Genomic DNA, 25,823 nt, shown 5'->3' with positions numbered 1-25,823 from the left:
TTAAGCGTTCGCGAGCGATTGAGCCATGCGTTCGGCCGTTGCGAGCGCGGCCGACGTCATGATGTCGAGATTGCCGGCATAGGCAGGCAGATAGTGCGCGGCGCCTTCCACCTCGATGAACACGGAGGTTTTCAATCCGCTGAAGCGGCCGAGGCCGGGGATGTTGAGCGGCGTCGAAGCGGGAATCTCGTCGAACTGCACCTTTTGCTTGAGACGGTAGCCCGGCACGTAGGCCTGCACGGCAACGGCCATGGCTTCGATCGATGCTTCGATCTTTGCCAGGTCGGCCAGCTCGGAGAGCACATAGACCGTGTCGCGCATCATCAGCGGCGGTTCAGCCGGGTTCAGCACGATGATCGCCTTGCCCTTGTGCGCGCCGCCTACGGCTTCGATCGCCTTCGACGTGGTTTCGGTGAACTCGTCGATGTTCGCGCGCGTGCCGGGGCCGGCCGACTTGCTGCTGATCGACGCGACGATCTCCGCATAGTGAACCCTGGCGACACGCGACACGGCGGCCACCATCGGAATGGTCGCTTGCCCGCCGCAGGTCACCATGTTGACGTTGAGGCTGTCGATATGCGCGTCCAGATTCACAACCGGCACGCAGTACGGGCCGATCGCCGCAGGCGTGAGGTCGATCAGGCGAATGCCGGGCTTGAGCGCGCGCAGAAACGCATCGTTCTTGACGTGCGCGCCAGCGGACGTCGCGTCGAACACGAAGTCGATGTCGTCGAACACCGGCAGGCGCGTGAGTCCCTGAACCCCCTCGTGCGTCGTCGCGACCCCGAGCCGCGCGGCGCGCGCGAGACCATCGGACGCCGCGTCGATACCCACCATCGCGGCCACTTCCAGATGCTTGCCGTGGCGCAGGATCTTGATCATCAGATCGGTGCCGATATTGCCGGAGCCGATGATCGCGGCCTTGAGTTTGTCGGTTGCCATGTGAATGCCTCAGTCGGTGAAAGTGGCGCGGACGCTGCCGAGTCCGTCGATTTGCGCGGTGAACGTGCCGGGACTTGTGACGGTGACCATGGGTCCGAGCGCGCCCGTCAGCACGATGTCGCCGGCGCGAAGGGGCGTGCCAAGCTGCACCATGCGATCGGCAAGCCAGACGGCGGCGTTGAGCGGATTGCCGAGGCATGCCGGGCCGTTGCCGCGCGACAGCACCTCCTGGTCCTGCGAAAGCGTCATCGCGCAGGCGCTGAGATCGATCGCGGAAAGCAGCACCGGCCGGCTTCCGAGTACGAACATCGCGCTCGATGCGTTGTCGGCGACGGTGTCCACGAAGCGGATGTCCCAGTTTTGAATCCGGCTGTCGACGACCTCGATCGCGGCCAGCGCGTAGGCGGTCGCGCCGATCAGGTCGGCGAACGTGTGCCTGTCCTGCACGAGGTCGCGCTGAAGCACGAGCGCGATCTCCGCTTCCACCTTCGGCTGGATCAGACGCGATAGCGGCATCGGCGCGTTGTCGCCGTAAGCCATCGATGCGAACAGCGTGCCGAAGTCGGGTTGATCGACACCGAGTTGCCGCTGCACGGCAGGCGACGTGAGACCGATCTTGCGGCCGACCACGCGCTCGCCGGCGGCGCATCGCGCGTCGACGTTGGCGCGCTGCACGGCGTACGCGAGCGCGGCATCGTCGGGTGACATCTCATCGCGCACCGGCGCGACGGGCCGTCTTGCGTGTTCGGCACCGCGCAGACGGGCGGCCAGTGTTCGTTCGATTGGCTCATTGGGCATGACTGTCTCCTTGTGTTTCTGGTTGCGCGTGCATCGCGCCGAAGCCCGCGATCCATTCGGGAATGGGACGGTAGTAATCAATCGATGCGCGATACGGACCGTACGCCGAGAGCGCGCCGAACGCCGCGATCCAGGTGCGGATTTCATGAGCGGACTTGCCGCCGTCGCGACTGATCGCGCCGTTGGTCATGCCGTCGACGGCGGTGATTTCACCCGCTGCGAGCAGCTCGAGAAACGCGCGGTCCCAGTCGGGATTGAGAGGATGCAAATGGCTGTCGCCTGCGGTGAACGACTTCGCTGCGGCGACCGTGCGTGCTTGCCGCGCCGCGCGCGATTCAGCCGACGGATGGCGTCCGGCGATCAGCCGTTCGGCGACCTCCGCGCTGGCGCCTGCGATTTCCGGCACGGGCGGCTCGTGCGAGATGCCGCCCGAGCCGATGACGAGCACACGCTGGTCCGTACGCGAGAGGAAGCGGCCAATGCCGTCGCCGAGCAGGCGCGAACGGCGGCACGAGGCCATCGGCGATGCCACCGAATTGATGAAGACCGGCACGACCGGGTAGCGATCGAGACCGCCCGTCAACACTTCCAACGCCTGCGCGCATCCGTGATCGACCTGCATGCGATACGACACCGACACATCGACCTCATTGGCCAGCACGTTCTCCGCCATTGCCAGCGCGATGTCCTGCGGCACGTCGAGTGGCCCCGCGAGACTGTTGAAGTCGCCGATCGCCGTCGCCGCGATGCCGATACAGAATTGCGGCATCACGTCGTAGAAGAAACCGTTGTAGTGATCGGGCGCGAAGGCCACGACCAGTTCAGGATCGAACGCTTCAACACGCGCGCGGGCTTTGCGCTGCACACGTTCGACCTCGGCGACGATCTCCGGCGCCGGGTCGAAATAACCTTGCAGTGGTGTGTGGGACAGGCATTCGAGAAGGATCGGCATGTCAGGCTCCCACTTCGTTCACGACGGGCGCTTCATGGCCTGCTTCATAGGTCGATGCACAGCCCGCTTCGTTGTCTGCGTGCTGAACGACCGGCGTGCCAAGTGATCGCGAATCAAGCTTGGCCGCCAGGGCCGCGATGCTGGCCGACACCTGCTGAGGCGTGCAGATGCCCGCAACAAAGCGGTCGGGACGCAGCAGCACGACCGACTCCGGCACGCGCGTGAACCACTCCTTCAGCCGCCCGCTTACGTCGCCGATGGCGATCACGTCTGCCGGCACGTCGTCGTGATAAGCCAGTTGCGTATCGGGTTTGGCAATCACGAAGCAGCCGCCGATTCGCTCCCACGTTTCGCGTGCCTCCGGTGTCAGTCCAAAGGTAGGCTCCGTACCCCAGCCGATGATCGCGAAACGATTGCCGATCGCATCGTCGAGACGCATCGTTGCGCCGTCCGCCGTTCGAACGCGGGGCTGAATGAATAGACGGCCCACGGGCGTCTGGCTTCGCGGATCGCGTCCGTGCACCAGACGGCCGATCAGCGATTCGCGCTTCTCACTCATCAGGCCAAGCATGCGACCGAGCGCCGAATGCCCGGAGCGCTCCAGCAATCGGGCGAGAAGGCCGTCGCGACGCTCACGCTCAGGCAGCAGCACCACGCCCGACTCGTAGCGCGGCATCGGCTTGAAACGCATTTCGACGAAGTAGCGCTTGAGCGACGGCAGCACGGCGAGCGCGCGCACGAAGCCGTCGCGGAACGTCGTGCCGAGCCGACTCGTCGGCGCAAAGATGTCGCCGGCAACTTCCGACAGATGGATCATCGAGCGCGCATGGGCGCGGCGCTCCGTCGTGTAGGTGTCGAGCAGACTGTCGCCCGCAAGACCCTTGACCACCATGGCAAGCTTCCAGCCAAGATTGTTCGCGTCGCGGATACCGCTGTTGTAACCCTGCCCTTGCCACACGGGCATGATGTGCGCGGCGTCGCCCGCGAGCAGCACGCGCTTCACGCGGAACGTGCTCGCCAGGCGCGCATTGTGGGTGTACACGCGCTTTCTGATGTAGTCGACCTGGTCCGGGTCGGCGACCACCTTGCGGATCAGCGCCGCCATGTTCTCCGGCGTCGAGAGTTCTTCTTCCGTCTCGCCCGGCATCACCATGAATTCGAAGCGCCGGATACCGTGCGGCAACGCCGCCGACACATAAGGCCGCGCCGGATCGCAATGCATATAGACGTGCGGCGAACCTATCGGGTCATTGCGTACGTCGACGACAATCCACTGATTCGCCTTGGTGCGTCCTTCGAACGGCACGTCGAGCGCGCGGCGCACGAAGCTGTTGCCGCCGTCCGCGCCGATCAGGTAGGCCGCACGGATCGATTGGCGCGCGCCGTTGGCATCGTGCGCGTCGATCGTCACGCCGGTGTCGTCCTGCGTGAAGCCGGCGACCGTGTGTCCGAACCGCACCTGCACCTGCGCAAACCGCTGCAATCCCTGAAACAGGATGCGATCGGCAAGCGGCTGAATAAATGCGTTGCGGCGCGACCAACCGAATTCGTCGGTGCGCGGCTCGATCGAAGCAAAGCAGTGGCCGGTGCGCGTGACGAAACGCATCCAGTGTTCCGGCGTGGTGTGCGGCAGCAGTTCCTCGGCGAGCCCGACGGACTGGAACACGCGCAAGGCTTCATCGTCGAGGCCGATAGCGCGCGGATAGTCGATGATCTGATCGAGCTTTTCGAGCAGCATGACGCGCACGCCTTGCAGGCCCAGATAGTTGGCGATCATCAGGCCGACCGGGCCGGCGCCGATGATGGCGATGTCGGTTGACACAATCTCGGGGCGGCCGCTATCGGCCACCGTGTCGACGGCGGGTTCCATGTCTGTCTCCTTGATCGCGCCCGGATGAGGTCCGTGGTCGCGTCCGATACGGGTTGGTGCAGTCCGATTCAGGAGACGCATGCGTGACGTCGGTCACCCGCCGCGTCTCCTGTTGAATACTTGGTTTTGATGCAAGTCTAGGGAGCGTCACCCGCCCACTCAACAAAATCTGATAAATGTGCATAGAATGCACATAGTTGATTTAACAGGGATTTTTCGGTGACGACCTATACGAATGTTCGAGGTCTGGCGCGCGGCCTGCAGGTCCTGCGGGCGCTCAATGCGATGGAAAGCGGACGCGCCACGAGCCAGCAGATCAGCGACGCAACAGGGTTGCATCGCACCACCGTGCGGCGATTGCTGGAGACGCTGGTCGAAGAAGGGTTCGTGCGGCGTAGTGCGTCGGACGACAGTTTTCGTCTGACGCTCGACGTCCGTTCACTGAGCGAAGGCTTCACGGACGACGAACGGATCGCGACCGTCGCCCCGTCGATCATGGGACGGATGCTTCAGCGCGTGGCGTGGCCATCCGATCTGACGACGCCCGACGGCGACGCGATGATCATCCGCGAGACGACGCATCGGTTCAGCCAGCTATCGTTTCATCGGTCAATGGTGGGCCGGCGCCTGCCGATTCTGTTGACGGCGGCAGGCCGCGCCTATTTCGCGACGTGTCCCGACGGCGAGCGGCAGGACATTCTCGACTTGCTGCGCTCGGGTGCGGGAGGCGATGAACAGAAGGCGCTGGCGTCCAGCGATGCACTCGTTAGCAACCTCATTCGACGCGTGCGTGTCGATGGCTTCGGCGCGAATCACGGTGATTGGGCGGCTCAGAGCAAGATCGGCGCCGTTGCGGTCGCGATCGTATCGCGCGAGCGCGTGCTCGCGAGCTTGAACGTCGTCTTTCTGTCTCGCGCGGTCACGCTGGCGGAAGCCACACGTCGCTATGTACCGGAGCTGCGGCTGGCCGCCAGTGAGATGGTCGCGGCGCTGGAAGCCGCGGAAAATCCAGACCCGACAGAGACAGCGTCATGACAGGGGGCACCCAATGCTATCTGGCGTCGTGCTGCAAATATGTGTGGGCGAACGCGATCGCCATGCTGCCCTCGCCGACCGCTGAAGCGACGCGCTTGACCGGGCTCAATCTCACATCGCCACACGCAAACACGCCGGGAACACTCGATTCGAGGAGATAGGGATCCCGGCTATGGGACCAGCGTCCCGCCTTGACGACGTCGTCGCCGGTGAGAACATATCCGCGCGCATCGCGGGCGATTTCCTCCGGCAACCACTCGGTCTCTGCATCGGCGCCGATGAACACGAACAATCCACCGCAGTCGTGTCGATGCACCTCTGCGCTCAATCCATCGCGTACCTCGATCGCTGTCAGATGGGTATCGCCGTGCGCACCGACTACTTCCGATCGCAGTTGCACCCCGACGTTCGACTTCCCACGAAGCTGCTCGACGAGATAGCGAGACATGCTCTTCTCCAGCGAATCGCCTCGCAGGACAAGCGTAACGCTGCGTGCATGATTGGCGAAGTACAACGCGGCCTGGCCGGCCGAGTTTCCGCCACCGATCAGATAGACGTCGAGGCCATGCGTCGCGTTCGCTTCGCTGCGTGACGCGCCGTAGTAAATGCCTTTGCCGATAAACCGGTCGAAGCCGTCGATCGCGAGGCGGCGCCACGTGACGCCGGTCGCGAGAATGATCGTTCGTGCCCGGATGACGCCACCGCCGTCGAGGTGAACGCTACGGTCAGCCACGTCGATTCGAACGACAGACCGTGTCACCAGAATCTCCGCACCGAGCCGCCTGGCCTGCTGTAGTGCCCGGCTCGCCAGTTCGTCGCCCGACACGCCGTTGGGGAAGCCAAGGTAATTCTCAATCCGCGACGAGGTCCCGGCCTGCCCGCCTGGCGCTTCGCGCTCCAGCACCACGGTACGCAAACCTTCCGACGCGCCGTACACCGCCGCAGCGAGACCGGCCGGCCCGCCACCAATGATCATCGTGTCGTATTCGGCGAAGCGAGGCTGTGTCTGCAGACCCAGCAACTCCGCCAGCTCTCGTGTCTCAGGTCGCCTCAGCACCGTCCCGTCGACCAGTCGCAATGCAGGGCAATCCTGCTCTGGCGGACAGGTGCCAGGCCAGCGCGCCGTCACTTCGGGCGCATCCGGTGTCATCCAGTCGTAGCTGATCTGGTTGCGGGCGAGGAACTGGCGCAACGCGGTACAAGCGGTGTCCCAGCGACTTCCAATCATGGTCACGCGGGCCTTGGGCGGCTCGGCGGAGAGGCCCTGCAGTCCGCCAATCCGCTCACGCGCCAGGGCGCCCATTTTGAACGCGATTTCCGGCGACGCCGCAGCAAGTACGTAGTAACGCTGAGCATCCACGCGCATGACACGCGACGGCTCCGCGGCCCGATAGGCACCGGGAAACGGCGAACTCAACGCGAGCGGCACTTCGCCAAAGACGGTTCCGGGCAGGCGCCAACCCAACGTGCGCTCGACACCGTCGAACGTCTTGACGACTTCCATCTTGCCGGACACGACGGCGTACAGTGCGCGCTCTCCCCCTTCATGGACCGCGAACTCACCCGCGCACAGATGCAGGTCTGCGCAGGTGTGCGCGAGATGTTCCAGTTCGTCGTTAGGGAGTGTGGAGAACAGCGGAATTGCCCGGATGTCGTCGATTGTCAGCATGGATTCGTCCAAACAGGCAATTTAGGTGAAGCTCGGTGAACATGGAGGCGAACACAACGCCGTTAGTCTCCCCGCGCCGAGTGCATCAATACCGATCAAATAGTTATGCGAACGCATACCAATGCTGCGCGATAGACAGCAGGCAGACCAAACCAGTATATGACTTTCGCATGCGAAACCCGGTTGTGACTGCCCTTTGTCCACGAGGCAGGATCGCATCGAAACTTGCGATCGCGATTCATCAGTCGAACTTGACCAGGTCCTTAAAGATCAGGTGGCCCCAGCTATTTCCACGCCCCTGCACAAGCAGTCCACCTTCCGAAAGCCCGCCGAGTTTGATCGGCGAGAAAGCCAGTGAAGGCCTGCGCGACTGCCCTGGAAGAAGGTTGTCCCCCCAGTTCCTCAGGGGGCACGCCGTAGGCATTGGTCACATCGACGATGGTCTTGCCCTTCCAGGTGGGCAGTGCCTTCGCGACATCCCGGTGCGACGCGAAACCGACAGCCAGAAAAACGATGTCCGCCTTGACCGCTTCCGCCAATTTTTTGGGAATGATCCCGGGTCCAATCGCGGCCGCCGCGGATGCAAAGCTTGCCGGGTCGCGAGTGGTTGCAACAGCTACTTCGATGCCGCTTCGGGCAAACGCCGCGGCAAGCGCCTGGCCGATCTTGCCGAAGCCAATAATTGCGTAGTTCATCTGTTTTCCTTTGGTTTAGCACGCCCTACGGGCTCCGAATATCGGATGGAGTGACCGGCCGGGCGTGGCACGTCAGAGTTGCGCCAGGCCACCGTCGACGGCGAGCTCGCTGGCGGTCATGAAGCTGCTGTCCGGCGACGCGAGAAAGGCGGCCGCCGCTGCGATCTCGGCCGGATCGGCCATGCGCTGGAGCGGAGTCATCGAGGCGAAGACCTTCTGGCCCTCCTCGCCTAGCGCTTCCTTCGCGAGTTCGGTCGCCGTCGCCCCGGGCGACAGCACGTTGACCCGGATGCCGGTGCCCTTCAGGTCCTCCGCCCAGCTCCGCGCGAGATTGCGCACTGCCGCTTTGCTCGCGCTGTAGACGCTCATTGCCGGGGCGCCCGTGGTGCCGGCGCTCGATCCGGTCAGGATGATCGAACCGCCCTTGCCCATCAGCGGCAACGCCTTCTGGACCGTGAAGATCGTGCCCTTCACATTGGTGTCGAAGGTTTCGTCGATGTGCTCGGCGGTGATCTTGCCGAGCGCAAGCTGGCTTCCCGCCCCGGCATTGGCGAAGACGATGTCGAGGGTTCCGCGCTCGGCCTTCACCGCCGCGTAGAGTCGGTCGAGGTCGGCCAGCTCCGAGACCGAACCCTTCACCGCGCGGGCATTGGGTCCGAGGTCGGCCACGGCGTCATCGAGCGCGTCCTGCCGCCGGCCGAAGATGAAGACGAAGGCGCCCTCCCCGATGAAACGCTTTGCCGCGGCGCGGCCGATGCCGGTAGCGCCACCGGTAATCACGGCGGTCTTTCCATTCAGTCTGTTCATGTCATGCATCCTTCATTGGAGTTGTTCGGAAGCAGGGAACTGTATTCATCAACCACATGAACACGTAGAACCCGAACCCCTTAACTGTGAGTGCCGAAACAAAAGCGACAAACACGATTCTGAAGGTCTTGATTCATGCAGCCAATTGACTAAATATCTATAATTCCCATCTACTCTTTGGATACGTATGCTCGATAACGTCACCATCAATCAACTTCGAGCCTTCGTTGCCGTGTGTGACCAGGGCAGCTTTTCCGGGGCTGCACGAGAGCTGAGGCGTGCACAGTCAGCGATCAGTCACGCGATCAGCGCGCTCGAGAGTGCCTTCGATGTGGTGCTGTTCGAGCGCAACGCTCGCAAAGCGACGCTGACGGCCGCGGGCCGCAGCCTCCTGCCGGATGCTCGTGGGGTGATCTCACGCACCGAGGAAATGAAGATGCGCGCGGTTGCGATTGCTGAAGCCGGGGTACCGCAGGTCTCGATTGCAGTGGATACCTATTTTCCGCGCGCGCACCTGATCGAATGCCTGCGCAGTCTGCAGTCGGACTTTCCAACCGTTGCAATCAATCTGCGCATGACGACCATGCAAGGCGGCGAGCGTTTGGTTCTCGACGGCACGTGCGCATTGGCGGTGACGATCGCCGACGTGCCGGAGCTGAGCCCGGGCACCATCGAAAGGCAGCATTTATGTGAAGCGCAAATGGTGACCGTCTGTGCGCCATCGCATCCGCTGGCCGCCATCGCGGGGCCGATCCCGCGGGAGGAATTCGGCCGGCACATCCAGCTTGTCGTAACCGACAATCAGCCCGATGCGGAAAAGACACAACAGGGGGTCGCCGGTGAGCGCCAGTGGCTGGTGAATGACCTCGGCGCGAAGCACGATTTGCTCAGGGGGAGTTTATGCTGGGGGCACATGCCGCATCATGTGGTCGCGGAAGACCTCGCGAACGGAACACTTGTCGAACTCCAACGGCGCGCATGGCACATGCGTGCCCTCACGTTCATGATCTCGCAGCGGCGCGGGTACGCGTTTTCCGAATGCGAGACGCGGCTGGTCGAGCTTCTTGGCAATCGCCATCGCTTCGCAAAGGGTGCCGGCAAGCGCGTTGTCTCGCGCAAAGGGAAAAAAGCGTGAAGGCGTGGCATGAGTGAGTGATAGCCGGTGCGGCCTGCCGTTCCTCGACGGATGTCCGCAACGTAGATCAACAGCAGTCTGCCTTCTGGAATCTTCAATGGCTGCAACGGGCCGAGGCTGTGTGGAAACTCAACTTTTGCCGCAGATGGCAAGGTTGCCAGCCAGGTCGATCAAGTTTAATGCATCGGGTTCAGGCTAATCGAACATCGCAGGCGCAAATAAGCCCCTCGGGGCGTCAGCTTCCAGCTATCTTCATGGCTTTCATCGTTCGTTCAACACCGAGTATGTTGATGGCGCGCCTGATGTTGTACGCCAATACCTGAAGGCTCATTTCGGTACTCACCCGCGCCAGCGTGCGCGTGAGGAAGTGTGTGGACCCCATCCAGTGTTTGAGCGTGCCGAAGACATGTTCGACGGTGCTTCTGCGGATGGTCATTGCATCAGACTTGCGTTCCAGCCGACGCTGCATGGCTTCCAGTACATGTTCATGCTCCCAACGTCGGATGCGGCGATAGGCGCTGGTAGAACATCGCTCCTTCAGATGGCATTCCGGGCAGGCACTGGGCCAGTACACCTGCAGATTCATACCGTGCTCAACTGTCGTGAACCGTCGAATGGCGCGCTCGCCTGCCGGGCACCGGTACTCATCGTCCTTTTTGGCGTAGATGAAGTCGCGCTTCGTAAAGAGACCTTTCTTCCGTGAGCCCGAGGTGAGCGGTTTGGGCACATAGGCGGTAATGCCAGCCTGCTCGCACGCACGAATCTCAGGACCGCTGTAGTAGCCCCGATCGGCTAGCACCTTCAGTCCCGTCCTGCCCATCGCCTTGCTGGCCGACACGCCCATCCTGCTGAGTTGTCCGCGATCGTTTCCGACATTCGTCACCTCGTGTTCAACGATCAGGTGATGCTTTGTGTCTACAGCCGCCTGCACGTTGTAGCCCACCGTTCCGGTCCCTTTGCCACTACTGGTCATGGAGCGGGAATCCGGATCTGTGAGCGACAGTTGCTGGTCCGGCTGCTTCTTCAACTCCTTTCTGATCTGTTCGAGTTCGCGCATCTGCTGACGCAAACGGGCGATCTTCCCGTACAGGTCTACGGTCTTCACATCGAAGCCCGTCGGATTGATCCGGTCCGCGGTTTCAATCGCGTCGAGATATCGCTGTACGCTTTCCTCGATCTGCTGCTGGCGCTTATCGATCTTGCCCGCCGTGTAATTCCTGTCCCGACTGTTCACTGCCTTGAACTTGCTGCCGTCGATGGCCACGGTGTCACTGGTCAGCAACTTCATCCCGCGACACAATTCGACGAAGCGCTTGCAGACGTTGCGAATAGCCGCACCGTTATCACGGCGAAAGTCGGCAATCGTCTTGAAGTCAGGTGCCAGCCGACCTGTCAACCACATCATCTCGACATTGCGCTGACATTCGCGCTCAAGACGCCGGCTTGAAGGTACACGGTTCAGATAGCCGTAGATGTAGAGCTTGAGCATCACGCCCGGATGATACGAGGGGCGACCTGTGGTGGCCGGCGTGGCGCCGTTGAAGCCGAGTTCCGCAAGATCCAGTTCATCGACGAAGACGTCTATGATCCTGACCGGGTTGTCCTGTTCGATGTAGTCATCGACGCATTCGGGAAGTAATGCGACCTGCTTGCGGTCATCGCCTTCAACGAATCGCTTCATGAGTCACCCGGTCTCAACGCGTTAATTCAGTTTAGGCGATAAGGTCGTTTTCACACAGCCTCGGCCGCGAAGACTCATTCACGCTTGTCGGATATGGTCGGTGAAGGAGCGTACATCTTGATGCGCGGATGTCCGGTTGCGAAGCTGAGTTGATGTGTGAACGTCCAGCCGAGGACACAGTCGAGCGCCGCGCTGTGGCCGGACATGGTCCCACGGGCCACCTCCTTGATAAGCCAAACGACGCCTGTGGCGACGGACCGTCCATCGACCCGTTGCCGTCATTCAGAGCGCTGTGGGAACATCGGCAGCTCTCAAAAGTGAAGCGGTCGTTCAACGGGCAAGCGCAAGCGATCCAGTAAAGACACGCTTGTGTGGATATTGCCGCACTCTGATATTGCGTGCCAACATGGACGCTTGCACCGCTATCCAGGACGATATGCACATTCGCCTAGTTGTCGGTCAGAAAGGCGATAGCCAACGAGAATACGTCGACTCGGTGGCTGATGCCATGCCAGACGCTATCTCGCGTCGAATTTACATTGCGCATCCCTGACTTGCTCCCAGTTTTCCTTGGCCCAATCGACCAGCCCTTGAGTAGGGGTCAGTAGGCTCTTTCCGAGATCCGTCATCTCATACTCGACGCGGGGGGGCACCTCAGGAAACAGCTCACGAATTACCATGCCGTCACGTTCGAGATTCTTCAGAGTCGAAGAGAGCATCCGTTGCGAAATCCCCGGAACCGCACGTTCGAGTACGGAGAATCGAGCGCGCCCGCCGAGAAGGTCGAGCGAAAGCACGACGAAGATCGTCCACTTGTCGCCAATCTTCGTTAGCAGTTCCCGGACCACCATCGGGTCGGAGCTCTTGCAGATTGCTGCAGGATCCAGTTGGCTGGCTTTGCTCGGTTTCTTCATAACTTACCTCAATGTTAGTGACTGAATCTAAAGTGCCTTCTTCCTTGAGGCTAGCTTCCGATTTATATTCAACTCTCATTCTGTAAGTAATATACCGAAGTGAGCAAGGAGTCTGGAATGTCGAAACCGAAATACGCTGCCTACGAGGCTGCTGACCCGTACTTCAATCTGGTTCGAGTGGCGCTCGGCGACCTTGTCGATGGAGAGCACTTCTTCGACATCGTCTCCGACGATGTCATTTACGAGGTTCTCTACGACCTGGGTTGGCCCCGCGTTATCGAAGGACGAATCGACCTGATGGCTGCGTTCAGAGGCTACGTCGACAACATCGCGCTTCAATCTGCCGACAAGTTGATTACCCACAAGACAGACACAGGCTGCGTCATCGAATACGAGGTTCATGGAGCCATCCTCGCGACAGGCGTGAAATACAACAACCGGTTCTGCTCAATCATCAAGGTCGAAAACCGCAAGATCACACACTGGAGAGACTACATGGACTCCCATGCAGCCTGGAGCGCAATGACCGGGAAGAAATCGGAGCGAACAATATGAAGCAGATTTTGATGATTGAGGTGAGCCCGAGAGGGAAGGACTCCGCGAGTCGACTGGTCGCCGATACGCTCGCCTCGCGGCTCATCGACCTCTATCCATCGGCAAAGCTCATACGCCGCGACTTGGCCGCCGAGCATCTCCCTCATCTGGACGAAATCACGCTTCCAGCTATCTCGACGAAGGACCCGGCCGAGGCGGATAGACTGAAGGATGCGGCCTGCCAGTCGGATAAGCTAACCGACGAGCTTCTGGAATCCGACCTACTGGTTATCGCAACGCCGATGTGGAATTTCGGTATTCCCTCCGCCCTCAAAGCATGGATCGATTTGGTCGTTCGGCCGGGCAGAACCTTCCAATACTCGGATGGTGGCGTCCTCGGTCTGGCAAAAGGCAAGAGAGCCATTCTGGTTCTGGCTTCAGGGGGCGTTTTCACCGAAGGCCCGTGGCGCTCCTGGGATTTTGTCGAGCCTTATCTCCACCAAATCCTTGGCTTCATTGGCATCGTGGATGTGCAGGCTGTTCGCGTTGAGGGGATGAATATACCGCTCTTGGCTACCAACGCCGTGCCGAAGGCAAACAGGGCTGTCATGGAGCTTCTTCTATAGGCACTCTTTCCCGTCAATGAAACTGAAGGATATACATAAACGAAAGATGAGTTTGCCATCAGGCCATGATGTTCGTTTTTGTCGCTTCAGGTGTCGGTGAGCGCTGCGAGACTACCTCATTCGCAGAGCGCTCCCGGTCGACGGGTCGTCAGTTCACACCGGGCGACAAGCTCAGTTCACAGGCCGCTTTCGTAGGCAAAGCAGACGCCCGAGTGTCCGAACTACGCCGCGACCGAATGACACTCCATTGCCGAGGGGACGGATGACGACCGTCTCAGGTCGACCCCACAGCAGACCGATAGGTTTCTCGATAGCGGTCATTCGGGAACTGCGGCGAACACTCGCCTACTTCGTCACGCGAGATACTTGCCATCCGTTTGCCATCGAAGCTCACAGGAACGACTCAGGCGAGCCGAGAGAACTCCATCAACAAGTCACTGCGCCCGTTCCAGAACGACTTCCCACGCCGTTTTTGGCTTGCGGTATTTATCGGTTGTGACGTGCTCTAACGCGATCGTGTTCCAGCCATCGGAAAAAAGCCGACACACTGCGTCCTCGTCAAAGAAGCGCTTTGGCTGTCCATCTACCAGAAAATAGTTCGGCTCGATTTCCTCGCACCCATGCGCACCAAAATTTCTATCCTGGGTGGAGTTCAATCGACATAGCAGCACCCCGCCTGGTCGCAGTGCCAATCTCACTCGATCTGCGATCGACACGGTTTCGTTCCAGGAAAAGTAGTGAAGCGACAGGCTCGCCAATACGACACCCAAGTTCGTCGCTTCCTCAGGAAGCGGATCACGAACGTCTCGTCGCTCGATGTTCGCAGTGGGTACTCTTATTTTCGTCGACGCTACGGCTGCACGTGAGAGGTCAAAGCCGATCACGCGCAGACCGGCTTTAGCCAAAGTGGCCGTGTCGTCCCCGTAACCACAGCCAATCTCAAGCACGGGTCGTTCACCAGCTCGCGCCCTGATCAAAGTTAGCCATCGGTCTAGCCAGGGATCGGGAAATAGAGAGAACATATCCTGGGAGTGTGTTGTTTAACGATTTGCGTTGCCTGCCCAAAGCCACACGGGTCGCACCTGCTCCACCTATCGCACCGAACCTTCAATCAAACCCCGATCACCCCAACGGTTCCACGTTGTCTGCCGAGACGACGCTTCGACTGCTTTTGCTCATACATCATGGCGTCGGCTCGTGAGACCAGTTGCTCAAATGAATCGTCCCCGGTCAATTCGCGACTCGCTTCTCCGACGCTATAGCTGATCGGGTAACCCCTGCTACCATTTCGGTTCATGGCCGCGGCACTCTCGTCCATACGCGCCATCGCAACTTTTGCTTTTGCGCCACCGTCGTGTACCACGACCGCGAATTCGTCCCCACCGATCCGCGCGACGATATCGGAACCTCGAAATGTATTGCGAAGCAACGTCGCGACATCCACGAGGAATTGCGATCCTGCTTCGTGACCAAAACTGTCATTGACCTGCTTCAAGCCGTCGAGGTCGAAGAACAGAACCGTCAGAGGAGACTGGTCCCGTCGCGCCTGCAGCACCGCTTGCTCGCCGAGCAGATTGAATCCACGGCGGTTCAATATTCCAGTCAGATCGTCAGTGAGCGACATGTCGCGAAGATCCCGTTCGAGCTCATTGATCCGCCCGGCCATCAGAATGACCAGGCCGAACAACGCGACCGAGATAACTGACGCGCTCAGTGCCGCCGCGTACGACGCGGACAGCCAGCCCTGTCGGGTCGTATAGGCGCTGCCGCTCACCATCAGGAACGGCAAGAGCAGCGCGAATGGCAGAACGCTCCGTGCAATACGGCTGCCGATCCCAATTCCCAGCAGAACGGAAAAATGGCCGCTCTCGGCTCGGCGGCCGATTTTCACGAAAACCAGTAGCGCCATGCAAACGAGCGTATGGGGCGAAGTTCGCGTGTCGGAGGATTCGCCAAAAAGCCTGGCTGCCCCAAAGCAATACCCGGAGAGAACCACCAGCGTCAGAACCACCATCGCCAGCGTCAGCGCGTCGGCCATGTTTGAAATCGGGCTTTTGCGCGAGCGGACAAACAGCAATGTCAGGCCAAGCAGGAGAAAAAACACCGACGTCTGCAGGGCCATGCGTCCTGGCCGGCTCGATGTCGCATCGGCGGCCAGCAGGATATCGAAACCGCTCGCCGTTCCGGTCAAATGCTCAAGCAACACGGATCCGGCGATGACCAGAAGCGCCCCGGCGAGAACGCGGCTTACCATCAGATGACGGGCGGTTTGCCTGTTTCGGGACAACGCCAGACTGCCCGTTCCAAGCAGCAGGCACAACGCGGTGTTGACCTTCATCAGCGACCAGCCATGCGGAAGCAGCGTCGCTACAGCGGGCACCAGCCAGGCGCACAGGACGGTTCCCGCCGTGAGTGCAACGAGCGCGAGCGAAACCATCTGCAGGGAGGCAAGCCGGGCGATGACCCTCAAGTCAGGCCGACTGGACAATAGTTTTAACGGATCGGCGATGGACATTGGAGCGACATCGTTACGCGTGACTTTCCTCTGGACGAGAGAGCGAAGTGTAGCGTTTCCGATGCCGGAGCTCGCCAGCATTTTCACCAGGTTACAGTTTCCTTCTCGCTGAACGCTGGCCTGGTTGCGATCCCGCAGGCGGGCGTCGCCGCACGTCACGTGTCGACCACCCTATGCAGGCAAGCAGCGCGACCTGAAGCGGTAGACGAAGTGTCAGCGCCCAGTAGGGAATCGCCGGGAATTGGCTCGCTTGCTGCCACATGTAGATATTCGCGGGCGTCACCGCGATGGTCAGCAGCATGAGCCCATACCCGGCTACCTGTCGGGTGCGCGGCATCAGCACACCGATCGCGCCGAGCAATTCGAATACGCCGCTCACCAGAACCATAAGCCTGGGTTCTGGCAGCCATGGCGGCACAATGCGCATCTCCAGATCGGTCGCGGCAAAATGTGCAATCCCGCCTATGAAGAACCATAAAAAGACGAAAGCCAAGCCCAGCTTTCGCCAGATACCGAGTGTCCGCTGTTCGATGGCGCGTCTCCTACGCAGATTCTTTTTCACTATCAAAGTTGAGGCGAGCTGCGGTAACCGCGGCATGATTACCGTCGGCCCACATAATCAAAACGTTCAATGCGTCGAACATCGAACGACCGAGGTCGGTCAGGCTGTATTGAACGCCGGGCGGTTTTGTCGGGAAGACCTCACGATGCACATAACCATCGCGCTGTAACTCATGAAGTGTCTGCGTGAGCATTCGCTGCGAAATGTCCGGCACCAACCGGCGAAGTTCGCCGAATCGATGTGGGTGCTCGGCTAGCGCCATCATCAACAATGAACTCCATCGCCCGCTAATGACATCGATAACGTCGCGCACCGGGCAATTCGTCAAAGGACCATATTGGGCCCGGGCCTCCTCCAGCCTCGTTTTGAGTGCGCCTGGCGATGCGTTGGTGGTTCCCATCGGGTAACTATCTCCTGAAAAACTGCCTTCTTTACGAAAGCCTGCCAAAGCTTGATTATCTGGACGCTCTCAAAACGAGAGTAACACTCAGAGCGAGGCTAGGCCATGAGCAATACAATTTTCGTCACCGGTGCATCCGGTCAACTCGGTCAACTTGTTGTCAAGCATCTGCTTGCACGCGGCGTGGCACACAGCCGCATCATCGCCGGCACCCGCAGCCCGGAGAAACTTGCCGACCTCGCTGCGGCGGGCATCGAGGTTCGCAAGACGGACTTCGAAGATCCGAAGAGTCTGACCGAGGCGTTCAAAGGCGCAGGAACCGTCCTTATCATTTCAACCGATGCTCTGGATGGAGCGGACACACGCCTGAAGCAGCATCGCAATGCGGTCTCGGCAGCCGTTGCCGCGGGCGTCGAACGTCTCGCCTATACATCGCAGCCCAATCCGGACAGTTCGCTTCTGACCTTCGCGCCAGATCATCTGGAAACCGAGCGGACCATTAAGGCCATCGGGCTGCCGCACGTGATTTTCCGAAACGGCTGGTATCGGGAGAATCTGCTCAGGTCGCTCCCCAATGCGCTGAAGAGCGGGCAATGGCATTCGGCAACTGAAGGTGGGAGAACGTCATACGTCGCACGAGAGGAAATCGCCGAAGCGATCGCCGCAGCGCTGGCTACGTCAACTCCTCATAGCCGGATCTACACGCTCACAGGTCCTGAGGCGCTGTCGAACGAAGAGATCGCCGAGCTTGCTCGCCGGGCTACGGGCAAACCGCTCGCCGTCGTCCATGTGACCGACCAGCAACTCGCCACGGGGCTGAAAGCGGCGGGTGTTCCTGACGGTTTTATTTCTGTCCTGGTGTCGATCGAGGCGGAGATTCGGGCCGGCAATCTTTCTATCGTGACGGACCATCTCGAATCGCTCATCGGCCGCGCTCCAAAGCGACTTGCCGATTATCTGGAAGAGGCTAAGTCCAGCTACGCGGGGTGATTGTCTTTGCCGCGGGGTTGAAAAAAGATCGAGCGGCTGTCATTGTCATACCGTGACATAACGAAACACGTCATAGCGCATTGGTGTCCGGACCAATGCGACGTGTCGCAAGCGTGCGGCCGAAAGTGACAGAACCTGGTTCGACATTGAACCGGCTTGCAGGGCAGAAGATGCGTATCGGCGCGCGTTGTAGCCACAGAGGTATTTCGATGCTCGTATCGCCGAGTCGTCGACCGTGCACGGTGAACGAATACGTCCAGGATGGAGACCACTTAACTCGTCCAGACTACCTCTCAGTGGTTGATCGGATACGTCCTGTTCGTTGAACGGGCTCGTTTAGCTTCGCCCTAAAGCGCCTCAACGCGCCTGCCGCCGAAATGCAGGGCAATCACGCCGATCACAAGGGCGACGAGTGCCCGCGAGAACCACACCTTGAACGCCATCGGAAGATCGAAGACGTCGAACGCTTGAATCAGACTGTAGAGTCCGAAGCTGATCGACGCGATGCCCAACGCGAGCAAGGCGACGGCGAGCGTTTGATCCATGGATCGGTGGCGAACATTTGGTTTTGCCTCCGGCGCCGTCGCCGGCGGTGCCCGGCGTTGCTTACCCATCGGCATCACGTGCTCAGCTTCCGCATTTGCTGACCGGTGCCCGCATGCGAGCCGTCCGTGTCCTCGGCCGGCTTGCCGGCCCTGATGAATTGCACCATGAAGCACAGCACGAAGCAGATGATCATGACGCAGCGGCCCGTCGAGAAGAACGCGCTCTTGCCGGGGACGACGAAGTTCACCGCCTCCGTTCTGTTATGCGCGACGACGCCTTGAGCGATGATGGTCCGGGAGGTCGGCCCCTGCAGAGCGGCTGGCGCGCCCTGGATGAAGCGCGTAATGGCAAGTGTGCCGGCGAACGCACAAGCTACGTGCAGGCGGGTCAACCAAAGCAGTTGAGGACCACCCGGATTGGCGAGCATCAAGTTGAGGCAAGCCACGATACCCGCACACACGGCGCTCAGCGCGAAGGCCAGCAGCCACGACCTCAATCGTAGGCTCATAAGTTTCCGCTTCAATAAAAAAGGTTTGCCTTTGATATCGGCAACCCGCAAATTTTCTTAAGAGATTCGCTGACTATGCGACAGGCTCCCAGTCGAACACGCCCCACTTTTCAGACGAAGGGCGTGCAATTGACGATTAGACGGGAGCGCGCTAGTACTCGGCCCAATTTTGCCGCTGAAAATGATAGCTCGCGATCGAGCGAGATATTGTCAATAAAAGTCACGAAGGATCATCGGCATTAATTTGTTCTCGAATGTTGGCGATCCGAGTACTGACGTCGACTAACAATCGTTGACAGTGCCCCCGCCTGCCTGTCCGTATTCTTATCAACGAGTTTTGAACTGAATCAAAAAAAGAAATTCAATTCCTGAGGATAGAGCCAATATGAATGATCGCCGAAAATTCCTGACTACTACGATAGCAATGGCAGGCAGTGCAGTGCTGGCTGCTTGCGGTGCGGATGACAATCCAGCTTCCTCCGCGAAATTGAATGCAATGTCAGCGACCCGGGCCAGCACCCCCTCTCCCAACGGCTCGGTCATTCCACCGTTAAACAGCATTGCCGACGCCCAAGGAGGGGTCTGGACCGTGGCGAATGGCGTCGTCCAATTGAATGGACAGAACGCCGGTTATACCAACCTCGTCACCTTGCTTGTCTATTACAACAGCACGGTCTACCAGCAGAATCAGGTCGGTGACTGGTGGAGTTGGAACGGGACCGGCTGGGTCGCGACTGCGAACGATCCGCGCCCCGCAGAAGATCTCGTGTTTTATGGCATTAATACCCATTCGACAGTTGGCGATAATACGTACGGCACCGTGCCCTTCTCCACGCAAATCGCGCAGATGCGGCAAATGGGCGTGACGATGGTGCGCACCAACGGGAATGGATCGAGCGAAGTCGGTCAGTTGAAGACTTTTATCCAGCAGTTGCAGGGCACCGGCATGCAGGCTTACCCCTGCATCGACCAATATCTCGACACGTCGAATACGTCGATGACCGAACAGGATTACTACAACCAGGGGTACTCGCTCGGTCAAACGGCGGCGTCGGGATTGAAAGGTCTGGTCGGCTATTACGAGGTCGGGAATGAAATCGATAGTCAACTGCTGTTGTCCGGGGCCTATAACGGCGACGTGCCGTCGCAATACAGCAACCAGTTATTCCCGCTGGCGCGAGGACTCGTACGAGGCATGATCGACGGCATCAAGTCGATCGATACGGCGGCAAAAATCATCGCGCCGGCCTGCAGCTGGCTGCACTTCGCGTTTTCCGACATGCTCTGGAACGGAACGCAGCCAGATGGCTCTTCCGGCTATCCACAGGTTCGCTGGGATATTGAGGCGTGGCACTGGTATTCGGACATGGGAAACATTCTGGCCGCGAGTAACTACGAGGGTGTCACCAACGTGCTCGCAACGCTACAGCCACGGCGCAATCTGCCGATCTGGCTGACGGAGTTCGGCGTACGCCCGTTTAGCAATGGGGTGCCAGGCGTCTCAGGTGTCCCGACCGAAAAGCAGATGGGTAACTGGCTGCTCGATCAAGGCAGTACCCAGGGCGGCTACCCAACAGTCGAAAGTGTGGCAGCGCAATACGGCGTGCAGGCCATCATGCTGTTCGAACTCTATGATGACCCGAATGATGGTAACTACGGCGTGATTGCAGCCGACGGGACGACACTGAAAGGCCGCTACGCGAGACTTCAGAGTTATATGGGCGCAAATCCGCCCGCTACGTTTCTCTAATCCGTGAAACTCGCTCAGCGCCTTCCATAGGGGAGGCGCTGTCGCCGTGCGCGCTGTCATCCCGTCCGATCGATGCGATCCAGTGGAATATTCTGTAACCTAATATTTTCGTAAGTAACCCGAATATTCGGTAATCGAATCCCTCCGCCAGCGAACCGTTTTCCGTGCTGTTTCGCTGACTCAGCGCTTAGTCCGCTGCTATGATAGTTCAAGCTATTCAGCCACCTCAACCTGGCCATGGTTTCCGCACCTCTTTCGCTTCTGCGTTGTGTCGTCCTCGGCCTATGCATGACTGTGTTAAGCGTCTCGCGGCTCGAACCGCCTGGTGACTCGCATTAATGCGCTACTAGGGCATATCGTGACGGAAGTCTATTCGCATTCATATCCCTCTTTAGAAAATGACATCCCCGCTGTCAATCGTTCGCTTACTGAATCGACGCTCATTGTCGTCTTAGGCATGCATCGAGGCGGAACTAGCGCCATTACTCGGGCCATGGAGACGATAGGCGCCGATTTCGGCAACAACCTTGGGAATCCTGTCGCAGGTGAAAACGACAAGGGCTTTTTCGAAGATCTCGATATTCACCGCATCAACGCCGAGCTCCTGCACGCTGCCGGGGCGAGTTGGGACTCATTGGCCACCATCGACCTCGATCGGATCGCACCAGCGGTGCTCGACGTTTTCCGGGAGCGTGCGACTTCGGTGCTGCGCGAGAAGTGTCGAACGAGGATCTTCGCGCTCAAGGACCCGCGCCTGTCGCGATTGCTGCCATTCTGGATGCCGGTGTTCGAGCGCTCAGGGATACGCATCGTCTACGTCATTGCAATCAGAAATCCGATCAGCGTGGCCCGTTCGCTGAAACGCCGGGACCGCTTCAGTCTTGAGAAATCGTGCCGGTTGTGGCTCGCTCACATGGTGCCCGCGATTCGCGCAACAGACGGGCAACGGCGGGTGCTCGTCGACTACGATACGCTTATCGATGCGCCGATCGCGGAACTCACGCGTGTCTCAACCTGCCTGGGACTTACGTTGAACGCTCAGCGTGTCGCCGTCTACGCGCAAGAGTTCCTCGATAACCGCCTTCGGCATTGGCAATTTACCCCGGAAGAGTTCGACGCCGCGCATGCCGCGCCGCAACTGGCACAACGCCTGTTCCAGGCATTGCGCGCCATGCTTTCACACAAGGAAGAAGAGTCCAGGTCGGCGCTCGCCCTGGCGCTCAGAGACGCCGAGCATTACGCCTTGTCGCAACAGGAACCGACGCGAACGCCCGCGGCGGTTCAGTCGATCTCGAAAATTGTCTCGGCTGCGGTGCGAGCAATGCGAGCGGTTCGCTTGTTCTAGCCGAAATTTGACGAGCCACGCATTCGCCATGCCCTCTTTAGCGCACGATTCTCGCGGACCCATCAACGTCGGGAAAACGTTGTTTTCGTTTGTTGTCGACCGGCACCCCAAGTTCGCCTCCATGGGGTATCACCTCGCGCTGTCTCTGCGCCAGCATAGCTGCGACGACCCGGCCGATATTCACGTCCAGTTCACGGAAAGCGTGCCGGATGAAGCCAGGCGTATCTTCGAAAAACTGGGCTGCACGACGCACCAGATCAAGCCGTTCGGCGACGGTCGTTACTGCAACAAGCTGGCGCAACTGGGCAATCTGAAAGACCTCGACTTTTCGATCGTTGTCCTGCTCGATACCGACATGATCGCTCTTGATGATCTACGCCCTCATCTCAGCAACGCGGAGCTGACCGCTAAGGTCGTCGACGGTCCGAACCCGCCGCTTTCCGTATTGCGACAGGTCGCCCGCCTTGCCGGAATGCGCGAAGAACCGCCGCTGATTGAAGTCGATGCTTCGAGCGGATTGGGGCTCGTGGCGAGTAGCAATGGCGGCAAGCATGCCGCTCACGAGCCTCTGGACAACCAGGCTATCCGCGCGCCCAGGCGGCGGATAGTCGATCTGTTGCGAAAGCCGCTACTAGCGCTGCGAGAGCTGGTCGGGTCCACCAGGAGGCATGTCGAGCAGGATCTGACGTTCGTAGGGAATTGCAACGGTGGCATGTACGGCATCCCGAAGCACCTGGTCGAGCAGGTTGACACGGCATGGCGGTATTGGGCGCTCTGGCTGTTGCAGAACATCGAACCGCTAAAAAAAGCCCGCAAGCAAACGCACGTCGACCAGGTGGCCATGTGGCTGGCAATTCACGTAGGGCAGATTCCGTTCCGACACGCACCTTCGAACGCCAACTACTACTTGCATTTTGCAGGACGGCATCGGTGGTTCGATGAACGCGCCGGTATTGCGCTGCTTCACTACCATGACTCGGCGGTGGATACCACGACGGGGCGCCTCAAGGCACCGCAGGGAGCAACGGCCATGGAGCAAGCCGCCATATCGGCAGCCAACGCTCAGATAGATCGGTCAGGCAGGTCTGCTGCGTGGGTTTAAGAGACGTTTGAGCGTCTCGCCATGAGCGAAGTCCGTTGGCATAAGCGGATAATTTTTTTGACCGGCAAAGCCGTCTCAATCACCATGTCGCCGTCACGATAAGCTTGATACGCAGTCGATCCTGATCGCCACGAAAACACACTGTCGAGAGAAGTGCCGACATAAAGAACGGCCGCAAAGTCGTCGATGGCAATCGAAGGCGGATCAGTTCGCGTTCCGTAGACGACCTTCCGACAATACGAAGGTAATCGTTAGCCGACAATGGAATTCCAAGGTCCAATCCCACCGTGATCCAAGTGTTCATGATCGTGCGCTCGGAATCGACGAGCAGGCCGTCCATGTCGAAGATCGCCGCTGAAAACAGCTGCCTCACTCTCTGAATACCTTCGAGAGACCGTACTGTATCAAGCAGGAGTTGAGAAAGCAGTCTCCAGTCGCCCGTTGACGCGACATGCAGGATGCCGGCATCGGAGTGTCAATCTCGAACGCCCGAAAATGCGGCACTCATCGTCATGATTCGAGTCCGTCCCCTCGCGGTAGCGTTTCTCTGAGGCCGCGATGCTGACGAAGATAACTCGGGGAGCAGGCGTTTCATGGCGTCAACCAGTTCAGGCGTCACTTCGGAGACTTGGATGACAACTTTTGGGCGTTGGCATGCGTGTCGTCTGAATCCCCCAACGTGGCGGGAGCTAACCAATGAAAGGCTGCGAGCGACTTGCCGTCGAACCGGCATTCCACTTTTGCAGGTACGACTGTATTTGAGCGCTCATCTTCGATCATGCCAGTTACGAGTACGGAACGGCCGTCAGGCGAAGGTTGCTTTTCGCTTACCGAAACGAGCGCGGGTTCTGCTTTGCTTTGCATCATATGTTCGCACTGGTCCGCATTTTTTTCGGCCACGCTCGCGCAACCAGTTAAGGATGCCGCGACGATGGTGAAAGCGATTGTAATAAGCCTACCTTTCTCCATATCATATTCCTCACTACTTTCAAGTTCTGCATTGGTTCCAGACTCCTACCCAGGGTCTGGCGAACTGCGATTCTAGCGTTTACACCCGCCTTCAAACCAAAGGCCGCCTCCTCGCGACATGGCGGTAGAACTGATTGCTGTCGTTTGGCGCGTCGCCGATCGGCAGGCAGGCCCGCCCAGTGCCGCGAGTTGCGCGGTCGCACCCACAAGGGGCTGCTAACTCTGCGGGGCGGTCGGCGCAGACCGCCCGCTTAAGGACAGTAATTCGGCCTGACCCGTCATTAAGATGGGAGATGGGCTGGGTTCTGCGTCAGCAATGGGGTTGATTGCTGACAATGGCGACATCAAGCAGCCGGACGGAAACTTCCTGCGTTGGCGAACTCACACTCCCGACCCATTCCGGCCGTCTGGTTTGCTTCATAGCGGACGTTCAGCGCCGAAAACTCCGGCGTTATCGAGCATCTGAATTAGCTCTTCAGGGTAGACAGTCTCGGTGGTGCTGGACAGTTCGTCCCGGCTCCACCATTGATGATCCACCATCACTTCCTTCTCTTCGGCGGTCCAACTGTCGCGTGAAATGGATTCCGTGTCGGTATCGACGACGAAATACTGCTCGACGGCGAACACGTGCTCGCCGTCCGGCAACTGCAAGAGCAGTTCGCGTCGTCCCACTGGCTGTGATATCCGCGCCTTGCGAATGCCTGTTTCTTCGCGGAGCTCGCGTATCGCCGCGTCTGCAAACGTCTCGCCATGCTCGACACCGCCGCCCGGCGTTGCCCAATAGGCCGTCCCAGCGAGGGCGCCAGATTTGTGGGCGAAACGGAATAACAACACGCGCCGCTTTGGAGTGGTTATTAAAAGCCTGGCCGATGGCCGCTTGCGCAACGGATTCGCCGCTTTCTCGTAGAGTGACCATACATAGCCACCGGTCTCTGGCTCGACGTATTGCCCTACGCGGATGAATCCAAACGACTCGTAATAGGCACACAGCTTTGCGTTGTGGACGGCGCAGTCGAGTCGAATAAAACGCCGATCCAAGGCGCTAATTTTGTCACCGCACCAATCAAGCACAAAGCTGCCAAGTCCACGTCCGTTAAAGTCCTTCCGCACAGAAAGACCATGGATATAACCGGCGATCGGTTCTTGAGGCCCCCAATGCTTGTCCTCATCCAGAACGAGCGAAAACGTTGCGACTGGGGTGCCTTCCAGTTCAACTACATACACTTCCTTTTGAGACACATTGTTTCGTACCCAGTTTTCCGAAAACCCGTCCCCGTCTTTCCCCCATGCATAGTCGCGGTAGGCGACCTTCTTCGCATGCGCATCGTTTCGAATCTGTGTAAGTATGGGTACATCATCTGCCGTTGCCCGGCGGATGCTTTTCAAGGCCATCGCTCATATCTCCGTTGAGGAGTCTCCGTAATGAAAAAACACTAAGGTGAGCTGCACTCGAACCTACGACGCGAGATTTTCAACGA

General features: G+C 59.4%; 24 protein-coding genes and 2 pseudogenes. 8 read left to right on the top strand and 18 right to left on the bottom strand.

The features are described from left to right. Genes GGD40_RS01875 through GGD40_RS01860 form a run of 4 tightly spaced genes read right to left on the bottom strand, consistent with a single transcriptional unit; the run spans nucleotide 1 to nucleotide 4,562 of the window. A complete protein-coding gene (locus GGD40_RS01875; RefSeq protein ID WP_179742634.1) occupies nucleotides 1–942 on the bottom strand; it encodes an acetaldehyde dehydrogenase (acetylating) in 942 nt (313 codons plus the stop codon). Nucleotides 943–951: 9 nt separating this feature from the next. Beyond that, entirely contained in the window at nucleotides 952–1,740 is a 789-nt protein-coding gene (gene mhpD, locus GGD40_RS01870) for a 2-keto-4-pentenoate hydratase (protein WP_179742633.1), read from the bottom strand. Beyond that, the gene (locus tag GGD40_RS01865) at nucleotides 1,730–2,692 is read right to left on the bottom strand and encodes a 3-carboxyethylcatechol 2,3-dioxygenase (RefSeq protein WP_179742632.1); all 963 of its coding nucleotides are present in this window, start codon (nucleotides 2,690–2,692) and stop codon (nucleotides 1,730–1,732) included. The genes mhpD and GGD40_RS01865 overlap by 11 nt, the downstream gene beginning before the upstream one ends. Before the next feature lies 1 nt (nucleotide 2,693). Next, a complete protein-coding gene (locus GGD40_RS01860) occupies nucleotides 2,694–4,562 on the bottom strand; it encodes a bifunctional 3-(3-hydroxy-phenyl)propionate/3-hydroxycinnamic acid hydroxylase (RefSeq protein WP_179742631.1) in 1,869 nt (622 codons plus the stop codon). Nucleotides 4,563–4,781: 219 nt separating this feature from the next. Here GGD40_RS01860 and GGD40_RS01855 point away from each other — a divergent pair, with 219 nt between their 5' ends. Next, nucleotides 4,782–5,597 carry a DNA-binding transcriptional regulator gene (locus GGD40_RS01855; RefSeq protein ID WP_179742630.1) on the top strand — a complete coding sequence of 272 codons (816 nt, stop codon included), beginning with the start codon at nucleotides 4,782–4,784 and terminating at the stop codon, nucleotides 5,595–5,597. Nucleotides 5,598–5,613: 16 nt separating this feature from the next. On the opposite strand, the gene GGD40_RS01850 is transcribed toward GGD40_RS01855, so the two are convergent. The 3 genes and pseudogenes from GGD40_RS01850 to GGD40_RS01840 all read right to left on the bottom strand — a co-directional run bounded on the left by GGD40_RS01850 (nucleotide 5,614) and on the right by GGD40_RS01840 (nucleotide 8,768). Continuing rightward, complete coding sequence (locus GGD40_RS01850) at nucleotides 5,614–7,266, bottom strand: FAD-dependent oxidoreductase (protein WP_179742629.1); 1,653 nt, start codon at nucleotides 7,264–7,266, stop codon at nucleotides 5,614–5,616. Between the two features lie 241 nt (nucleotides 7,267–7,507). Beyond that, nucleotides 7,508–7,961 (bottom strand): annotated as a pseudogene (locus tag GGD40_RS01845) (NADPH-dependent F420 reductase). A gap of 72 nt (nucleotides 7,962–8,033) precedes the next feature. Next, the gene (locus GGD40_RS01840) at nucleotides 8,034–8,768 is read right to left on the bottom strand and encodes an SDR family NAD(P)-dependent oxidoreductase (protein WP_179742628.1); all 735 of its coding nucleotides are present in this window, start codon (nucleotides 8,766–8,768) and stop codon (nucleotides 8,034–8,036) included. A gap of 187 nt (nucleotides 8,769–8,955) precedes the next feature. On the opposite strand from GGD40_RS01840, the gene GGD40_RS01835 reads away from it, so the two are divergent. Beyond that, a complete protein-coding gene (locus GGD40_RS01835; RefSeq protein WP_179742627.1) occupies nucleotides 8,956–9,903 on the top strand; it encodes a LysR family transcriptional regulator in 948 nt (315 codons plus the stop codon). 235 nt (nucleotides 9,904–10,138) lie between these two features. Here the strand turns inward: GGD40_RS01835 and GGD40_RS01830 are convergent, their stop codons facing one another. Both GGD40_RS01830 and GGD40_RS01825 read right to left on the bottom strand, forming a co-directional pair. Further along, a complete protein-coding gene (locus tag GGD40_RS01830; protein WP_179742617.1) occupies nucleotides 10,139–11,584 on the bottom strand; it encodes an IS1182 family transposase in 1,446 nt (481 codons plus the stop codon). 518 nt (nucleotides 11,585–12,102) lie between these two features. Then, nucleotides 12,103–12,498 (bottom strand): winged helix-turn-helix transcriptional regulator, encoded by a 396-nt coding sequence (locus GGD40_RS01825; protein WP_179742626.1) that lies wholly within the window; start codon nucleotides 12,496–12,498, stop codon nucleotides 12,103–12,105. Nucleotides 12,499–12,615: 117 nt separating this feature from the next. Between GGD40_RS01825 and GGD40_RS01820 the strand changes: the two genes are divergently transcribed. Beyond that, nucleotides 12,616–13,053 (top strand): nuclear transport factor 2 family protein, encoded by a 438-nt coding sequence (locus GGD40_RS01820; RefSeq protein ID WP_179742625.1) that lies wholly within the window; start codon nucleotides 12,616–12,618, stop codon nucleotides 13,051–13,053. Then, on the top strand, nucleotides 13,050–13,658 hold the full coding sequence (locus GGD40_RS01815; protein ID WP_179704372.1) for an FMN-dependent NADH-azoreductase: 609 nt from the start codon (nucleotides 13,050–13,052) through the stop codon (nucleotides 13,656–13,658). Before GGD40_RS01820 ends, GGD40_RS01815 begins: the two co-directional genes overlap by 4 nt. Before the next feature lie 434 nt (nucleotides 13,659–14,092). Here GGD40_RS01815 and GGD40_RS01810 read toward each other — a convergent pair whose 3' ends face one another. The 4 genes from GGD40_RS01810 to GGD40_RS01795 all read right to left on the bottom strand — a co-directional run bounded on the left by GGD40_RS01810 (nucleotide 14,093) and on the right by GGD40_RS01795 (nucleotide 17,135). Beyond that, a complete protein-coding gene (locus tag GGD40_RS01810) occupies nucleotides 14,093–14,680 on the bottom strand; it encodes a class I SAM-dependent methyltransferase (RefSeq protein WP_179742624.1) in 588 nt (195 codons plus the stop codon). 89 nt (nucleotides 14,681–14,769) lie between these two features. Then, nucleotides 14,770–16,173: a GGDEF domain-containing protein gene (locus GGD40_RS01805; RefSeq protein WP_179742623.1), complete on the bottom strand. Its 1,404-nt coding sequence runs from the start codon at nucleotides 16,171–16,173 to the stop codon at nucleotides 14,770–14,772. Nucleotides 16,174–16,264: 91 nt separating this feature from the next. After that, nucleotides 16,265–16,735: a DoxX family protein gene (locus GGD40_RS01800; RefSeq protein WP_218900786.1), complete on the bottom strand. Its 471-nt coding sequence runs from the start codon at nucleotides 16,733–16,735 to the stop codon at nucleotides 16,265–16,267. Then, nucleotides 16,716–17,135: a winged helix-turn-helix transcriptional regulator gene (locus tag GGD40_RS01795; protein WP_179704367.1), complete on the bottom strand. Its 420-nt coding sequence runs from the start codon at nucleotides 17,133–17,135 to the stop codon at nucleotides 16,716–16,718. The genes GGD40_RS01800 and GGD40_RS01795 overlap by 20 nt, the downstream gene beginning before the upstream one ends. A gap of 105 nt (nucleotides 17,136–17,240) precedes the next feature. On the opposite strand from GGD40_RS01795, the gene GGD40_RS01790 reads away from it, so the two are divergent. Continuing rightward, nucleotides 17,241–18,125, top strand: coding sequence for an NmrA family NAD(P)-binding protein (locus GGD40_RS01790; RefSeq protein WP_179742622.1), 885 nt, complete (start codon nucleotides 17,241–17,243; stop codon nucleotides 18,123–18,125). A gap of 347 nt (nucleotides 18,126–18,472) precedes the next feature. On the opposite strand, the gene GGD40_RS01785 is transcribed toward GGD40_RS01790, so the two are convergent. Together GGD40_RS01785 and GGD40_RS01780 are read right to left on the bottom strand one after the other, a co-directional pair. After that, a complete protein-coding gene (locus tag GGD40_RS01785) occupies nucleotides 18,473–18,739 on the bottom strand; it encodes a hypothetical protein (protein ID WP_257030311.1) in 267 nt (88 codons plus the stop codon). A 5-nt stretch (nucleotides 18,740–18,744) separates the two neighbouring features. After that, entirely contained in the window at nucleotides 18,745–19,167 is a 423-nt protein-coding gene (locus tag GGD40_RS01780) for a hypothetical protein (RefSeq protein WP_257030310.1), read from the bottom strand. 397 nt (nucleotides 19,168–19,564) lie between these two features. Between GGD40_RS01780 and GGD40_RS01775 the strand changes: the two genes are divergently transcribed. The 3 genes from GGD40_RS01775 to GGD40_RS01765 all read left to right on the top strand — a co-directional run bounded on the left by GGD40_RS01775 (nucleotide 19,565) and on the right by GGD40_RS01765 (nucleotide 23,376). Next, the gene (locus tag GGD40_RS01775; RefSeq protein ID WP_179742620.1) at nucleotides 19,565–20,929 is read left to right on the top strand and encodes a hypothetical protein; all 1,365 of its coding nucleotides are present in this window, start codon (nucleotides 19,565–19,567) and stop codon (nucleotides 20,927–20,929) included. A 358-nt stretch (nucleotides 20,930–21,287) separates the two neighbouring features. Next, on the top strand, nucleotides 21,288–22,274 hold the full coding sequence (locus GGD40_RS01770) for a sulfotransferase family protein (protein ID WP_179742619.1): 987 nt from the start codon (nucleotides 21,288–21,290) through the stop codon (nucleotides 22,272–22,274). Between the two features lie 28 nt (nucleotides 22,275–22,302). After that, nucleotides 22,303–23,376, top strand: a complete 1,074-nt coding sequence (locus tag GGD40_RS01765; protein WP_179742618.1) for a hypothetical protein — start codon at nucleotides 22,303–22,305, stop codon at nucleotides 23,374–23,376. Nucleotides 23,377–23,566: 190 nt separating this feature from the next. Here GGD40_RS01765 and GGD40_RS01760 read toward each other — a convergent pair. The 3 genes and pseudogenes from GGD40_RS01760 to GGD40_RS37305 form a co-directional block, all read right to left on the bottom strand. Then, a pseudogene (locus tag GGD40_RS01760) lies at nucleotides 23,567–23,716 on the bottom strand (HAD family hydrolase); the annotation flags it as partial. A 275-nt stretch (nucleotides 23,717–23,991) separates the two neighbouring features. Then, the gene (locus GGD40_RS01755; RefSeq protein WP_179704353.1) at nucleotides 23,992–24,345 is read right to left on the bottom strand and encodes a hypothetical protein; all 354 of its coding nucleotides are present in this window, start codon (nucleotides 24,343–24,345) and stop codon (nucleotides 23,992–23,994) included. Nucleotides 24,346–24,762: 417 nt separating this feature from the next. Beyond that, nucleotides 24,763–25,737 (bottom strand): GNAT family N-acetyltransferase, encoded by a 975-nt coding sequence (locus tag GGD40_RS37305; RefSeq protein ID WP_218900784.1) that lies wholly within the window; start codon nucleotides 25,735–25,737, stop codon nucleotides 24,763–24,765. Nucleotides 25,738–25,823 lie beyond the last annotated feature (86 nt).

It is taken from the genome of Paraburkholderia bryophila (assembly GCF_013409255.1).
In the GTDB taxonomy this organism is placed as follows: Bacteria; Pseudomonadota; Gammaproteobacteria; order Burkholderiales; family Burkholderiaceae; genus Paraburkholderia.
This window is presented reverse-complemented; position numbering and strand designations above follow the sequence as displayed.